This is a genomic window from Kosakonia sp. Marseille-Q7440 (assembly GCF_965119485.1).
The window spans coordinates 1,584,008-1,597,875 of the sequence record NZ_CBCPLT010000001.1 but is presented as its reverse complement, the minus strand read 5'-3'; the positions used below and the strand labels follow the sequence as shown (position 1 = coordinate 1,597,875).

Here is a 13,868-nt window from a genome sequence, read left to right as displayed (position 1 = left end):
GTTAAGCCATATTTGGTGGAAAAAATATGTCTCCTCTTATTCTTGCTTCAACTTCACCCTATCGTCGCGCGCTGCTGGAAAAACTCGGCCTCCCCTTTGAGTGTGCAGCGCCGCAAACCGACGAAACACCGCATCCCGGTGAAACGCCCCGCCACCTCGTGCTGCGCCTTGCTCAGGAAAAAGCGCAGTCGCTGGCGGAAAAATATCCACATCACCTGATAATTGGCTCCGATCAGGTGTGCGTATTAAATGGCGAAATTAACGGCAAACCGCATACGGAAGAGAATGCACGCCAGCAATTGCTGAAAGCGAGCGGAAATATTGTCACCTTCTATACGGGACTTGCGCTGTTTAATTCGGCAACCGGACATTTGCAAACGGAGTGTGAACCCTTCGACGTCCATTTCCGTCATTTAAATGAGCAGGAGATTGACGACTACGTGCGCAAAGAGCGCCCGCTTAATTGTGCCGGCAGTTTTAAAAGCGAAGGGCTGGGCATCGCCCTGTTCGAGCGGCTTGAGGGGCGCGATCCGAATACGCTGGTCGGGCTACCGCTGATTGCGCTGTGCCAGATGCTGCGCCGTGAGGAGCGCAACCCGTTGTTAAGCTAATGCTTAGGCGATCACAGATTGTTTAGGACACGACCTGTAGAGTCACACTCAATATTAAAACGGCGTTTTAATTCGAGGGATGGTGATGAAGATTTCGTGCAAAGGGGCGCTGGCCGCCGCGTTATTGATTTCCGCTGCGGCCAGCGCGCAAGAGACGTGGCAAACCGAAGGCGTCGTCGAAGGCAATCTCCCGGCGAGCTGGCCCGCGCTGAAAGCGCAAATGCTCTACCCCGACTCCTGGCTCTCCGGCCACTACTCTGATTTTAATCAATGGCAAACAGAGGGCCGTCAACGCTTTCGCGCCGCCCTGCTCACCCCCGATGCCAGCAAAATCTTCGCGCCCGAGACAATAAGCAAAGAGGATCGCGGCAGCTACACCGCAGAAAAACTGGCGCTGAACATTACCGACGACAACCGCATTTCAGCCCTGCTGCTGATGCCGAAAACGCCCGGCCCGCATCCGGCGGTGGTGCTTCTGCATGATCACGGTTCGAAGTTTGATATTGGCAAAGAGAAATTAATCCGACCGTGGAATGACGCCAAAAAGCTCGCCAGCGCACAGGCGTGGGCGGATAAATTCTTTAGCGGAAAATTTATTGGCGACGAGCTGGCACAGCGCGGGTATGCGGTTATCGCTATCGACAGCCCCGGCTGGGGCGATCGCGGGCCAATGGTCTATGAACAACAGCAGGCGCTGGCCAGCAACTACTTCAACCTGGGCCGTTCACTTGCGGGCGAAGTGGCGTATGAAGATATGCGCACCGTCGATTTTATCGCCGCACATGCGGGCGTCGACAGTAAACGCGTCGGCGTGCTGGGCTTCTCCATGGGCGGGTTCCGCGCCTGGCAACTGGCTGCCCTTAGTGACAAGGTGGCCGCAACGGCGGTGATTTCGTGGTTCGGCACTTACAACGGCCTGATGCAGCCCGGGAATAATGTGCTGCGCGGGCAGTCAGCCTTTTATATGCTGCATCCCGGTATGCCGGCGCTGATGGATATTCCCGATATCGCCAGTCTCGCGGCACCAAAGCCGATGCTCATCTTCAGCGGCGGCAAAGATAAGCTCTTCCCGCCGCAAGCGGTCGAAGAGGCCTTTGAGAAAGTGCACCGCGTCTGGGCATCGCAGCATGCCGATGAGAAACTGGTGACCAAAAGCTGGCCCGAGCTGGGCCATGTTTTTTATCAGCAGCAGCAGGATGAGGTCTTTCCGTGGCTGGACAAGTGGCTGAAGCCGTAAACGCCCCCCTCCGCAACGGAGGGGAGAGAGCTTATTTTGCGTTACGCAGCGTCGTCAGGCAGTGCTTAAGGGCATTGTCGAGGGGCGCTTCGATGCGCAGCGTCTCGCCGGTTGCCGGGTGGGTGAACTTCAACGCCGCCGCATGCAGAAAGAGGCGTGATAAGCCGGTTGAGGCAAGCTGCTTATCAAACTCGCGGTCGCCGTAGCGATCGTCAAAAGCAATGGGATGACCGGCATGCTGGGTATGGACGCGGATCTGGTGCGTACGCCCCGTCACTGGGCTGCAACGTACCAGCGTGGCGAACGCGTAACGCTCTTCCACTTTGAAGCGCGTTTCCGACGGTTTGCCTTCGCTGTTAACCCGTACGATGCGCTCACCGCTCTGCAAAATATTTTTCAGCAGCGGTGCCTGCACGGTTTTCACGTGGGATTGCCACTGCCCGCGCACCAGCGCCAGGTAATCTTTCTGCATCTCTTTACCGCGCAGCTGCTCATGGAGCGAACGCAGCGCCGAACGCTTTTTCGCCACCAGCAGCACGCCGGAGGTGTCGCGATCGAGGCGATGGACCAGTTCGAGGAAGCGCGCTTCCGGGCGCAACGCACGCAGCCCTTCGATCACGCCGAAACTGAGGCCGCTGCCGCCGTGTACCGCGGTGCCAGAGGGTTTATTCAGCACCAGAATATGATCATCTTCGTAGAGAATGACGTCATTAAGCTGGGCGACCTTTTGCAGGTGCGGCGAAACTGCCTCTTCTTCTTTTTCGGCTACGCGCACCGGCGGGATACGAATTTCATCGCCATCTTCCAGTTTATATTCTGGTTTTACGCGCTTTTTATTCACACGTACTTCGCCTTTACGCAAAATACGGTAGATCATGCTCTTCGGTACGCCCTTCAACTGCGTACGCAAAAAGTTATCAATGCGTTGCCCCGCTTCGTCTGCGGTGATAGCAACAAATTTTACGGCTAATGTCTCAGTTTTCATGGGAGGCGATTCTAAATAGCCACGCTGAATAGCGCCACTCATTTTTATATGCTTATATTGACTATTACATTCGGTAAACAGCGTTTCATACAGTTGATTCGGTGGTTATTAAACCAATCTCCGGGCAAAGGTGAAGAAACTGTGAGTAACCGGGTGATAAATGGTAAAAGTCAGCTTGCTATAACAGGGTTCGCAAGGAATAATGTTGCCGTTTTCCGTGTTGAATTTTGCTAAAACAAGTAAATGAGCGGAATGACCAGTTTTGCCTGTCCGATCATACACGCAGCAATGGCGTAAGACGTATTGATCTTTCAGGCAGTTAGCGGGCTGCGGGTTGCAGTCCTTACCGGTAGATGGAATCTTCTCTGGAGAGTTTTTCCCAGGCTGTTCCCCTGATAATTGCGCTGTATTTTCCACAGGAAATGCAGGCAACCGACACACTGCGCCTCTTAAGCGAGCGACAACCGTGAGGTTGGCGACGCGTAATAGACTCGAGGCCATCGGTTCTCCCCGGAAAGGCAAAATCTTGCCCGCAGCTTAGTCGTCAATGTAAGAATAATGAGTAAGTTACGATGAAAAGAATGTTAATCAACGCAACTCAGCAAGAAGAGTTGCGTGTCGCACTTGTTGATGGGCAACGTCTGTACGACCTGGATATCGAAAGCCCCGGGCATGAACAGAAAAAAGCCAATATCTACAAAGGTAAAATCACCCGCATTGAACCGAGCCTTGAAGCTGCCTTCGTTGACTACGGCGCTGAACGTCACGGTTTCCTCCCCCTCAAAGAGATCGCTCGCGAATACTTCCCCGCCAACTACAACGCGCATGGCCGTCCGAACATCAAAGATGTCCTGCGTGAAGGCCAGGAAGTTATCGTCCAGATCGACAAAGAAGAGCGCGGCAACAAAGGCGCGGCGCTGACCACCTTTATCAGCCTCGCCGGTAGCTACCTCGTTCTGATGCCGAACAACCCGCGCGCGGGCGGCATCTCTCGCCGTATCGAAGGCGACGATCGTACCGAGCTGAAAGAGGCGCTGTCGAGCCTCGAACTGCCGGACGGCATGGGTCTTATCGTACGTACCGCGGGCGTTGGCAAATCTGCCGAAGCGCTGCAGTGGGATCTCAGCTTCCGCCTGAAACACTGGGAAGCGATCCAGAAAGCCGCAGAGAGTCGTCCGGCTCCGTTCCTGATTCATCAGGAGAGCAACGTTATCGTTCGCGCTTTCCGCGACTATCTGCGCCAGGACATTGGCGAAATCCTGATTGATAACCCGAAAGTGCTGGAGCTGGCTCGCCAGCATATCGCCGCGCTGGGTCGTCCGGATTTCAGCAGCAAAATTAAGCTCTACACCGGTGAAATCCCGCTGTTCAGCCACTATCAGATTGAGTCGCAAATCGAATCCGCCTTCCAGCGTGAAGTGCGTCTGCCTTCCGGCGGCTCGATTGTTATCGACAGTACCGAAGCACTGACTGCCATCGACATCAACTCCGCTCGTGCAACCCGCGGCGGCGACATTGAAGAGACGGCGTTCAACACCAACCTCGAAGCGGCAGATGAGATTGCCCGCCAGCTGCGTCTGCGCGACCTCGGCGGCCTGATCGTTATCGACTTTATCGACATGACCCCGGTACGCCACCAGCGCGCGGTTGAAAACCGTCTGCGTGAAGCCGTGCGCCAGGATCGTGCGCGTATCCAGATTAGCCATATCTCCCGCTTCGGCCTGCTGGAGATGTCCCGCCAGCGTCTGAGCCCATCGCTGGGTGAGTCGAGCCACCACGTCTGCCCACGCTGTAGCGGTACGGGTACCATTCGTGACAACGAATCCCTGTCGCTCTCCATTCTGCGTCTGATTGAAGAAGAAGCGCTGAAAGAGAACACCCAGGAAGTGCATGCGATTGTGCCGGTGCCGGTCGCCTCTTACCTGCTGAACGAAAAACGCGCCGCTGTAAGCGCCATCGAAGCCCGTCAGGGCGGCGTGCGCTGCGTCATCGTGCCGAACGATCAGATGGAAACGCCGCACTACTCGGTGCTGCGCGTACGTAAAGGCGAAGAGACGCCAACCCTCAGCTACCTGCTGCCGAAGCTGCATGAAGAGGAGATGGCGCTGCCGTCTGAAGAGGAGTATGCCGAGCGTAAACTGCCTGAGCAGCCTGCCCTCGCTACCTTTGTGATGCCGGACGTGCCGCCTGCGCCGCAAGCCCAGGAGCCCGCGCCTACAGCCCAGGCACAGCCTGCCGCTACCACTACCGCGGCACCGGGTCTGTTTGGCCGCATCGTCTCTGCTCTGAAAAACCTGTTTGCTGGCGAAGAAGCGCCCGCACCGGTTGAAGTGAAGGAAGAGAAGAAAGAGGCGAAACCTGAGCGTTCGCAGGAGCGTCGTAAACCGCGTCAAAGCAACCGTCGCGACCGTAACGATCGCCGCGATTCACGTGATTCCCGTAGCGAAGGCAACGAGGGGCGCGAAGGACGTGACAACCGCGACAATCGTGACAACCGCGAAGGTCGTGAGAGCCGCGAAGGTCGCGAAGATAACCGCCGCAACCGTCGCGAAAAACCGCAGCAGAACGCGGAAAATCGCGAACCGCGCCAGAACACCGTCACAGACGAGTCGGATAAAGCGAAAACCCGCGACGAGCAGCAGCCTTCACGTCGTGAACGCAACCGCCGCCGCGGCGATGACAAGCGTCAGGCGCAGCAGGAAGTCAAAGAGCTGAACCGTGAAGAGCCGATCCGCGAAGAGCTGCCAGCTCAGGAAACGGAACAGGAAGAGCGTGTTCAGGTAATGCCGCGCCGCAAACAGCGCCAGCTGAGCCAGAAAGTGCGCATCGATGACAACCGTGCTGAAACCGTTATTGACGAAACCGTTGCAGAGACCGCGCCGGAGCAGCAGCACACTCAGGTCGCGAAAGTCGATCTGCCGGCTGTGGTTGAAAACGCCCCGGTTCTGGAGCAGGAAGAGAACGGTGAAGCGCGTGAAAACACCATGCCGCGCCGCTCACGCCGCTCCCCGCGTCACCTGCGCGTCAGCGGTCAGCGCCGCCGTCGCTACCGTGACGAGCGCTACCCGGTACAGTCCGCCATGCCGCTGACTATCGCCTGCGCCTCGCCGGAGATGGCTTCCGGTAAAGTGTGGGTTCGCTATCCGGTGCCGCGTGCGCAGGAAGAGCAGCAGGAGATCCAGCAGAACAGCGCGCTGGAAACCGAGCAGCAGCATGCACCAGAGCATGAAGTTGCCCCAGCCGTAGCTGAAGCGCAGCAGGTTACCGCCGCGCCGGCTGACGTTGTTGAGCCGCAGGCACCGGTTGAAACCGCACCTGCCAGCGAGCAGCCAGAAGTGGTTGAACCGCAGGCAGAGGTTGCAGAGCCAGCTCCGGTCGAGATCGAAACGACCCATCCGGAAGCGATCTCTGCCCCGGTAGACGAGCAGCCGCAGCTGATTGCTGAGGAAGATCGCCCTGTCGCAGAGCAGGTTGCTGAAAACGCAGAGCCGGTGAAAGAAGAGGCTGCGCCTGCACCGGTTGCTGAAGAAGTTGCTCCGGCGCAAGTTGAAGCACCGGCTCCAGCTAAAGTTGAAGCTCCAGTGCAAGCTGAAGCTCCTGCTGTGGTGAAAGCGGAAACCCCTGCGCCGGTGAAAGCCGACGCACCGGTGGTCGTGCACAGCCATGCAACCGCGCCGATGACCAAAGCGCCTGCCCCTGCATATGTGCAGGAAGCACCGCGCCACAGCGACTGGGTTCGCCCGGCGTTCAACTTCGACGGTAAAGGTTCTGCGGGCGGTCACAGCGCCACGCATACCGCCACCGCGCCGGCGACCAAACCGCCAGCAGTCGAGTAAGTTAAACGCTGCAAAAAGCCGACCTCCGGGTCGGCTTTTTTTATGTCCGCATTTCCGGCTGGCGCATCCCGCTCAGCCCCGGCATCACTTCCCGCATCAGCTGCAAAAATTTACGCAGCCGCGCCGGATAGTAGCGCGCCCACGGATAGACAAGATGGACCGGCAACGGTGCGGCCTGCCATTGCGGTAAAAGCGTCACCAGCTTGCCGCTGCGGATATCCTCCTCCACCGCCCAGCTGGAGATTAACGTCACCCCCAGCCCGGCGAGTGCCGTATTGCGCGCGGCGTAAAGGCTGTCGGTAAACAAGCGCGGCGAGATGGCTACCTGCACCGACTGGTCATCATCCTGCGCATAGAGCGCGATTTGATGCTGATAGAAGGTACTCAGCGCCACCCACGGTAAGTTGCTCAGCTGCTGCGGCGTCTCAATGGCAGGAAAGCGTTCCAGCAGCGCGGGCGACGCCACCAGGCTGCGCGGCACTTCGGCTAGCAGCACCGATACGGTAGCCGGATCGACTTCTGCACCGACGCGAATGGCGCAGTCAATATTGGCGCTAAGAAAATCAACGGTTTTATCATTCAGCATCCACTCCACCGTCAGCTGCGGATGACGCTCAAGAAACTGCGTCAGCGGCACCAGCAATTGCTGCTGACCAAAAGCATGCGGGGCGCGCACCCGCAGCATGCCGACCGGTTCGTCGTCGGACTGGCTGAGATCGTCCTCCAGCGCCACCCAGGCATCCGCCACCCGCTTTGCATGCTGATAACAGCGCTCGCCGTCATCAGTGAGCTTCATAGCATGGGTGGTGCGCAGCAGCAGCTTGACGCCAAGCAGCGTCTCCAGCGATTGCAAACGACGGCTAACGGTTGCCTGTGTGGTCTCCAGCTGGCGGGCCGCCGCTGACAGCGAGCCTGCCTCAACAATGCGGATAAAGGTCCGCATTAAGTCCACCCGATCTATACGCTCTTGTCGCCTCATAATCTTTATGCCTATACGTTACACGTATAACCGTTTTACCACTGCGCTGACTACCGCGCCACCGTGCCATGGGTAAAAATGCGCTCACACCGTAGCCTGACTACGCATTCACAGCTTTATCTCTTCGGGGACACCATATGAACCACCAATCGCTCTCTGCCCGTATGGCAAACGGCATCTTTTTTGCGCTGGCGCTCGGCGCGGGATTCAGCGTTGCGGCCATCTACTACTCGCAGCCGCTGCTGCCGCTGATGGGCAGCGATCTGCATCTGACCATTAACGGCATGGGGCTGGTACCGACGCTCACGCAGGCCGGTTACGCGCTCGGCATTCTCTTTCTGTTGCCGCTGGGCGACCGTCACGATCGTCGTCGCCTGATTGTGGTGAAAAGCGCAGCGCTGGCGGTCTTACTGCTGGCCTGTAGCCTGACCAGCCATCTGCCCTCGCTGCTTATTGTCAGTCTGTTAATTGGTATGGCGGCGACCATGGCGCAGGATATTGTGCCGGCCGCGGCGATCCTCGCCCCGGCGGGGAAACAGGGGAAAATGGTCGGCACGGTGATGACAGGCCTGCTGCTCGGTATTTTGCTCTCGCGGACGGTCAGCGGCTTTGTCGGTGCGGCGTTTGGCTGGCGTGTGATGTATCAGCTCGCGGCGGTCAGCATCGCCCTGATTGGCCTCTTGATGTGGTCAGTATTGCCGCGTTTCGCTACCCACTCCACGCTGAGCTACCCGGCACTGATGCGCTCAATGGCGCACCTGTGGCAGCGCTACCCGACGCTGCGCCGCGCGGCGATGGCGCAGGGCTTTTTGTCCATCGCCTTTAGCGCCTTCTGGTCGACGCTGGCGCTGATGCTGCTTGAGCACTATCAGCTGGGCAGCGCCGTTGCCGGAACATTCGGTATTGCCGGTGCCGCAGGGGCGTTAGCCGCTCCGCTGGCGGGAGGCCTTGCGGATAAAGTGGGTGCAGAGCGCGTCACGCAGCTCGGTGCCGGGCTGGTAACGATCTCCTTCGCCCTGATGTTCCTGCTGCCTGCCCTGCCGCCCCATGGTCAGCTGGCGCTGATTGCCCTCTCGGCGGTCGGGTTTGATCTTGGCCTGCAATCGAGCCTCGTCGCGCATCAGAATCTGGTTTATAGCCTTGAGCCGCAGGCGCGGGGACGTCTCAATGCGCTGCTCTTTACGGGGGTGTTTATCGGTATGGCGCTGGGTTCGGCGCTGGGAAGTAAGCTTTACGCTGTCGCCTCATGGCAGGGGGTGGTGGTACTGGCGAGCGTATCGGGGCTTATCGCACTGCTGATTCGTCTCTTCGATGCCCGTAAGCTTGAGCAGGCGAAGCAAAACGCATAGATAAAAAAAGGCCCGCTCTGGAGAGACAGAGCGGGCATAGCAGACATACTCCAGTTTCAGGATATGCCCAAAGAAAAAAGGTTATTAACGATTCATCTGGAACAGTGACATACCCTGCATATCGGAGAAGGCTTTATAAGAAGCCTGCAATGCCGCTTGTTGCATGGTGTAAGAGGAGATCACCGAGCTCCAGTCAGCATCGATCAGGTCACTCTTCTGCTGCTTTAACGACAGTGCACGATCGTCGCCAAGCGCATCGAGGGTATCCAGTTCGTTAAGCTGCGTACCGAGTTCAGCACGCACGCTCAGCACGTTGTTCAGGGAGTTGCCCAGACCACGGCTGGTTTTATCCACCGCGGCCTGCGCCGTGGCTTTCGCCGTATCGTCGCCTGCTACCGGTGTCTTCAGCGCTGCAATTGCCGTGTCGAGCATTTTGAACAGATCCGTTTCCGGCGCAGGCGCAACGCCCGTAGCCGGATCGACAGGCTCTTTAGTCGCATTACTGGTGACGGTGTTGAATACCTGGTCACCGGTATGGGCGATCACCATCGTACGCGCCGCATCAACCTGCTGGGTAATGGCGTCGGTACCGCCGCTGTAGTTGCCTGTGGCATCGTACGGCTTGTTTTCAGTGCGGTAGCCACCAAAAATGTAGCGGCCGTTACCGTCGGTGCTGTTCGCGAGGTTCAATAACTGATCGCGAAAGCCCTGCAACTCGGCGGCTACTGAAGCGCGGTCATCATCACTCAAGGAGCCATTGCCCGCTTTCACAATGCTGCTCTGTGCGCCTATGACGGCAGTAGTCACCTGCTGCAACACGCTCTCTTCAAGGGAAACTTTCTGCTTCGCGAAGGTGCGCGCCGTATCGTACTGCGTGTTTTGCGCCTGCGCCTGGGAGATCACCACCGCCTGCGAGGCGGCGATCGGATCATCAGACGGGCGGTTAACGCGCTGACCGGTTGTCATCTGCTCGCCGTATCCTAACCATTTGCCCTGAGCATTGGTTACGCCGCGCAGATTTTGTTCGTACATCATTTGCGTGCTAATACGCATGACTCACCTCTTACTTAACGAATGGCCAGCAGGGCATCAAACAACGAGCTTGCGGTCTTCAGCACCTGGGCGTTAGCCAGGTAATATTGCTGAAAACGCTGCAGGTTGCCGTACTCTTCATCGAGGTTCACCCCGGAGATAGACTGCTGCTGGTTACTCAACTGGGTCACGACGTTAGTCTGCGTCGCGCTGCTGGTTTTCAGCGTCGAGGTTTTGTTCCCGACATCGCTCACCAGCGTGGCATACGAATCGTTAAAGGTTTTGTTCCCGCCGACCACTTTCGCGCTCTGCAGCTTTAACAAATCCTGACCGTTGCGGTTGTCGCTCGCGCCGTTACCGGCCGCGCCCGCCATAGCGATTTTCGACTCATCGGTCACCGCCACGCTCATATTCACAATCGCGTTGCTCACCGGACGGATGGTGAAGCTGTCATCTTTTTTCGCACCGGTAGAGCCGTTATTGATGGAGACTTTCAGGCCATCAAAATTGAGCGTACCGTCTGTCGCATCCGGCGTTACCGGGATGGTGGTGTTATTGGACAGACGCGTGACGTTCCACTGGGTGCCGTCAAAAGCAACTTTATAGTCGGTCGCCTGTACCGCAGAGCTGTTGCTTACCGCTGCGGTCAGCGTGGCGTCGCCGCTGTTTTTGCTGTTCGACGTGGCAGAAGGCCCACCGATATTGAAGAACTTCTCGCCCGCATCGCCGTCGGCGTCAAACCCTTTAACATGCTGCTGGTTAAAGGAGTCGGCGAAAGAGAGCGCCAGCTGGCCCAGCGTATTACGCGCCTGGTCCAGATCCTGCGTGCGGAATGAGAGCAGACCGCCGAGTGAACCGGTGGTCACCTGCTTTTCCGGGATCTCGACATTGCCAGCGATTTTATCCACATAAGCCAGCGTGGTACGTGCCGGATCGGCGCTGGAAGGCACAGCTGCAAGCTGACGCGCCTCTTTACCCTGCACCAGAGTAATGCCGTTACCCATGCTGACGTTATAGCTGCCATCCTGGGTGCTGACTTCCACACCCACGACTTTGTTCAGTTCGCTGACCAGCTGATCGCGCTGATCGAGCAGGTCGTTCGGCGATGAGCCTGCGCCTACCGCAGTCAGTTTAGAGATCTGCTGGTTGAGGTTGGCGATCTGCTTCGAGTAGTTGTTGATCTGATCAACGCTGGTGGCGATAGATAAGTTGACCTGTTTATCCTGGTCACGCAGATACTGATCGGCCACTTTAAACTGGTTTACCAGACCGTCGGCTTTGCCGAGCAGCGCCTGGCGCGACGACGGATCGGAGGCGTTACTCACCAGCGTCTGCATGCTGGAGAAGAAGCTCTGCAGGCTGCTCGACAGGGAGTTGGTGGTATCCGACAGCACATCGTCAATTTTTGACATCTGCTCGTAACGCGTGGTCAACCCGCTGTTCTGGTTTTGCGCCGCGCGCAGCTGGTTGGTAATAAAGGCGTCATACTCACGCTGAACGCCAGTCACGGTGACACCATTGCCCACGTAGCCGCTACCGGTCAGCGTGCTGTTCGAACTGGTCAACACCGTCGTCTGACGGGTATAGCCCGCGACGTTATAACTCGCAATGTTATTACTGGCGGTATTGAGCGCGGCCTGGGCTGCGCTAAGCCCGCTCATTGCGCTGTTAATCAAACTGGACATGGAGGTTCCTTATACACTTTCAGACATGAGTCCTGTTGAAGATTATCGGCAACCCTGAGTGAAACTTGAGACGTTTTAGAACAGATTTTGTGTATCTGTGCTGTAAGCCTTGCTCACTTTTTCACCCATCGATTTAAGCTGCTGGATCATTGACGTCAGCTTACGGGCATAGTGCGGATCGGTGGCGTAACCGGCGCTCTGCAACGCCTGTGCGCCCTGCTCCGCCGTTGCTGCGGTAGTTACCGCCGCGTAACGTTTGTTGCGCGTCAACATGCCGACATAGTCGGAGAGCGCTTCAAGATAAGAGCTATAGACACGGAATTTGGCTTTCACCTTCACTGCCTCACCGTTTTCATACTCGGTGGTGGTGATTTCGGTGGTCGGCCCTTTCCAGCTTGAGGTCGCTTTCACGCCGAAGATGTTGTAGCTCGGCTCGCCGTTTTCACGCGGGATCTGCCGCTGGCCCCAGCCCGATTCCAGCGCAGCCTGCGCGAGGATCAGGTGGTGCGGTACGCCGCTCTGCTGGCTCGCCAGCCGCGCCGGGAGCGAAAGCTGGGCGAGGAAGTCTTTGCTGTCGCCGGAGAGCGGCTGATCGTTACCCGCCTCAGCCACTTCAGCGGCATCGGGCACTTTGGGTATCGCTTTGCGCACCAGCTGCGTCAGCGCCTGGTTTTGATAGGTGTTGACGGTCTCCAGCGGGAACTTCATCGGCACCTGCTGCATCTGGTCAGCCGGATCGACCGGCGCCTGATCGCCGGTCATCTGTTTCACCATCATATCGGCGAGACCAAGACCTTTACCGGCGGTCATCTGCTGGGCGATCTGCTGGTCATACATGCTGGTATACAGCCGCGTTGAATCACTGCTGAAAATCCCGTCTTTCGGTAACGCTTCGCGCATGCTTTTCAGCATCATCTGCACGAACATCCCCTCTACCTGGCGCGCCACCGGGCGCAGGTTGGCAGCCGGATCCTGTCCGGCTTTTGACTTCAGTTCATTCAGTGATTGCGCGTCCCATGCCGCGCTGGTCAACATTCGGCTGTCGGTCAACATTAGATGATCTCCAGTTTCGCACGCAGGCAACCGGCGCTCTGCATTGCCTGCAGAATCGACATCAGCTCCATTGGCGAGGCACCAAGGGCGTTAAGGGCACGCACAACGCTATTGAGGTTGGCGCTGGAGCGTACACTTTGCAGCGAGCCGCCGCTCTGGCGCAGGTCAATCTGCGTTTGCGGTGTTACCACGGTCTGGCCGCCGCCAAACGGTGTATTCGGCTGGCTAACATTGTTCTGCTGGTTGACGGTGACCGAGAGGTTACCCTGCGCAATGGCACAGCTATCCAGCGATACTTCGCGGTTCATGACCACCGAGCCGGTACGCGAGTTAACAATCACTTTCGCATCCTGCTGCGTGGTGCCGACTTCCATATTCTGGATATCTGCCAGGGCACGAACCTGAGAGCTACCGCCGGAGGAGACGCGCACCTGAACGGTACGGCCATCCAGCGCGGTGGCGCTGCCATAACCGCGTGCGCGGTTGATGGTGTCAGCAATCTGCTGCGCCATGGTGAAGTCTTCCTGGTTCAGTTGCAGGTTGATGCTATTAGTGGCCCCGAACTGGTTCGGCAACTCACGCTCAATCACCGCGCCGCCGGTAATGCGACCGCCGTTAAGCTGGTTAACCTGCACGCTGCTGCCGCCGGCTGATGCGCCCGCGCCGCCAACAAGGATGTTGCCCTGCGCCAGCGCATAAACCTGGCTGTCGACGCCCTTCAGCGGGGTCATCAGCAGCGTACCGCCGCGCAGGCTTTTGGCGTTACCCATTGAGGAGACCACCACGTCGATGGTCTGACCCTGGCGACCAAAAGCCGGGAGCTGCGCCGTGACCATGACTGCCGCCACGTTTTTCAGCTGCATGTTGGTGCCCTGCGGGACGGTAATGCCCATCTGCGACAGCATGTTGTTCAGCGTCTGGGTGGTAAACGGCGTCTGGGTGGTCTGGTCGCCCGTACCATCCAGGCCAACCACCAGCCCGTAGCCAATTAAGGAGTTTTCACGTACGCCCTGTACACTGGTGAGATCCCGGATACGGTCAGCCTGGGCGAAGGTCGCCATCAGCACTAACACCATACCAGTCAAATATTTAAACATTGTT

General features: G+C 57.8%; 11 protein-coding genes. 4 read left to right on the top strand and 7 right to left on the bottom strand.

The window, feature by feature from the left end; all coding sequences use genetic code 11:
- Positions 1–26 precede the first annotated feature (26 nt).
- Both ACWPW2_RS07250 and ACWPW2_RS07245 read left to right on the top strand, forming a co-directional pair.
- Positions 27–611 (top strand): Maf family protein, encoded by a 585-nt coding sequence (locus tag ACWPW2_RS07250; RefSeq protein ID WP_454122110.1) that lies wholly within the window; start codon positions 27–29, stop codon positions 609–611.
- 85 nt (positions 612–696) lie between these two features.
- Positions 697–1,848 (top strand): dienelactone hydrolase family protein, encoded by a 1,152-nt coding sequence (locus ACWPW2_RS07245; RefSeq protein ID WP_454122108.1) that lies wholly within the window; start codon positions 697–699, stop codon positions 1,846–1,848.
- A gap of 31 nt (positions 1,849–1,879) precedes the next feature.
- Here ACWPW2_RS07245 and rluC read toward each other — a convergent pair whose 3' ends face one another.
- Together rluC and ACWPW2_RS07235 are read right to left on the bottom strand one after the other, a co-directional pair.
- Positions 1,880–2,833: a 23S rRNA pseudouridine(955/2504/2580) synthase RluC gene (gene rluC / locus ACWPW2_RS07240; protein WP_023481636.1), complete on the bottom strand. Its 954-nt coding sequence runs from the start codon at positions 2,831–2,833 to the stop codon at positions 1,880–1,882.
- Between the two features lie 108 nt (positions 2,834–2,941).
- Entirely contained in the window at positions 2,942–3,334 is a 393-nt protein-coding gene (locus tag ACWPW2_RS07235; RefSeq protein WP_023481669.1) for a DUF2655 domain-containing protein, read from the bottom strand.
- A gap of 71 nt (positions 3,335–3,405) precedes the next feature.
- On the opposite strand from ACWPW2_RS07235, the gene rne reads away from it, so the two are divergent.
- The gene (gene rne / locus ACWPW2_RS07230; RefSeq protein WP_454122105.1) at positions 3,406–6,669 is read left to right on the top strand and encodes a ribonuclease E; all 3,264 of its coding nucleotides are present in this window, start codon (positions 3,406–3,408) and stop codon (positions 6,667–6,669) included.
- Positions 6,670–6,709: 40 nt separating this feature from the next.
- Here the strand turns inward: rne and ACWPW2_RS07225 are convergent, their stop codons facing one another.
- Entirely contained in the window at positions 6,710–7,648 is a 939-nt protein-coding gene (locus ACWPW2_RS07225; RefSeq protein WP_023481555.1) for a LysR family transcriptional regulator, read from the bottom strand.
- Positions 7,649–7,785: 137 nt separating this feature from the next.
- On the opposite strand from ACWPW2_RS07225, the gene ACWPW2_RS07220 reads away from it, so the two are divergent.
- The gene (locus ACWPW2_RS07220) at positions 7,786–8,997 is read left to right on the top strand and encodes an MFS transporter (RefSeq protein WP_200579352.1); all 1,212 of its coding nucleotides are present in this window, start codon (positions 7,786–7,788) and stop codon (positions 8,995–8,997) included.
- An 84-nt stretch (positions 8,998–9,081) separates the two neighbouring features.
- Here ACWPW2_RS07220 and flgL read toward each other — a convergent pair whose 3' ends face one another.
- The 4 genes from flgL to ACWPW2_RS07200 form a co-directional block, all read right to left on the bottom strand.
- Positions 9,082–10,050, bottom strand: coding sequence for a flagellar hook-associated protein FlgL (flgL, locus tag ACWPW2_RS07215; protein ID WP_279791832.1), 969 nt, complete (start codon positions 10,048–10,050; stop codon positions 9,082–9,084).
- A 14-nt stretch (positions 10,051–10,064) separates the two neighbouring features.
- Positions 10,065–11,714 (bottom strand): flagellar hook-associated protein FlgK, encoded by a 1,650-nt coding sequence (gene flgK, locus ACWPW2_RS07210; RefSeq protein WP_023481637.1) that lies wholly within the window; start codon positions 11,712–11,714, stop codon positions 10,065–10,067.
- Positions 11,715–11,789: 75 nt separating this feature from the next.
- Positions 11,790–12,767 (bottom strand): flagellar assembly peptidoglycan hydrolase FlgJ, encoded by a 978-nt coding sequence (flgJ, locus tag ACWPW2_RS07205; RefSeq protein WP_454122101.1) that lies wholly within the window; start codon positions 12,765–12,767, stop codon positions 11,790–11,792.
- Positions 12,767–13,864 carry a flagellar basal body P-ring protein FlgI gene (locus ACWPW2_RS07200; protein WP_023481768.1) on the bottom strand — a complete coding sequence of 366 codons (1,098 nt, stop codon included), beginning with the start codon at positions 13,862–13,864 and terminating at the stop codon, positions 12,767–12,769. Before ACWPW2_RS07200 ends, flgJ begins: the two co-directional genes overlap by 1 nt.
- Positions 13,865–13,868: the final 4 nt, after the last annotated feature.

Excerpts from the sequence above, each read along its gene's own strand:
- ACWPW2_RS07250 (WP_454122110.1), top strand. The coding sequence starts at position 27 with ATGTCTCCTCTTATTCTTGCTTCAACTTCACCCTATCGTCGCGCGCTG.
- ACWPW2_RS07245 (WP_454122108.1), top strand. The coding sequence starts at position 697 with ATGAAGATTTCGTGCAAAGGGGCGCTGGCCGCCGCGTTATTGATTTCC.
- rluC (WP_023481636.1), bottom strand. The coding sequence starts at position 2,833 with ATGAAAACTGAGACATTAGCCGTAAAATTTGTTGCTATCACCGCAGAC.
- ACWPW2_RS07235 (WP_023481669.1), bottom strand. The coding sequence starts at position 3,334 with ATGGCCTCGAGTCTATTACGCGTCGCCAACCTCACGGTTGTCGCTCGC.
- rne (WP_454122105.1), top strand. The coding sequence starts at position 3,406 with ATGAAAAGAATGTTAATCAACGCAACTCAGCAAGAAGAGTTGCGTGTC.
- ACWPW2_RS07225 (WP_023481555.1), bottom strand. The coding sequence starts at position 7,648 with ATGAGGCGACAAGAGCGTATAGATCGGGTGGACTTAATGCGGACCTTT.
- ACWPW2_RS07220 (WP_200579352.1), top strand. The coding sequence starts at position 7,786 with ATGAACCACCAATCGCTCTCTGCCCGTATGGCAAACGGCATCTTTTTT.
- flgL (WP_279791832.1), bottom strand. The coding sequence starts at position 10,050 with ATGCGTATTAGCACGCAAATGATGTACGAACAAAATCTGCGCGGCGTA.
- flgK (WP_023481637.1), bottom strand. The coding sequence starts at position 11,714 with ATGTCCAGTTTGATTAACAGCGCAATGAGCGGGCTTAGCGCAGCCCAG.
- flgJ (WP_454122101.1), bottom strand. The coding sequence starts at position 12,767 with ATGTTGACCGACAGCCGAATGTTGACCAGCGCGGCATGGGACGCGCAA.
- ACWPW2_RS07200 (WP_023481768.1), bottom strand. The coding sequence starts at position 13,864 with ATGTTTAAATATTTGACTGGTATGGTGTTAGTGCTGATGGCGACCTTC.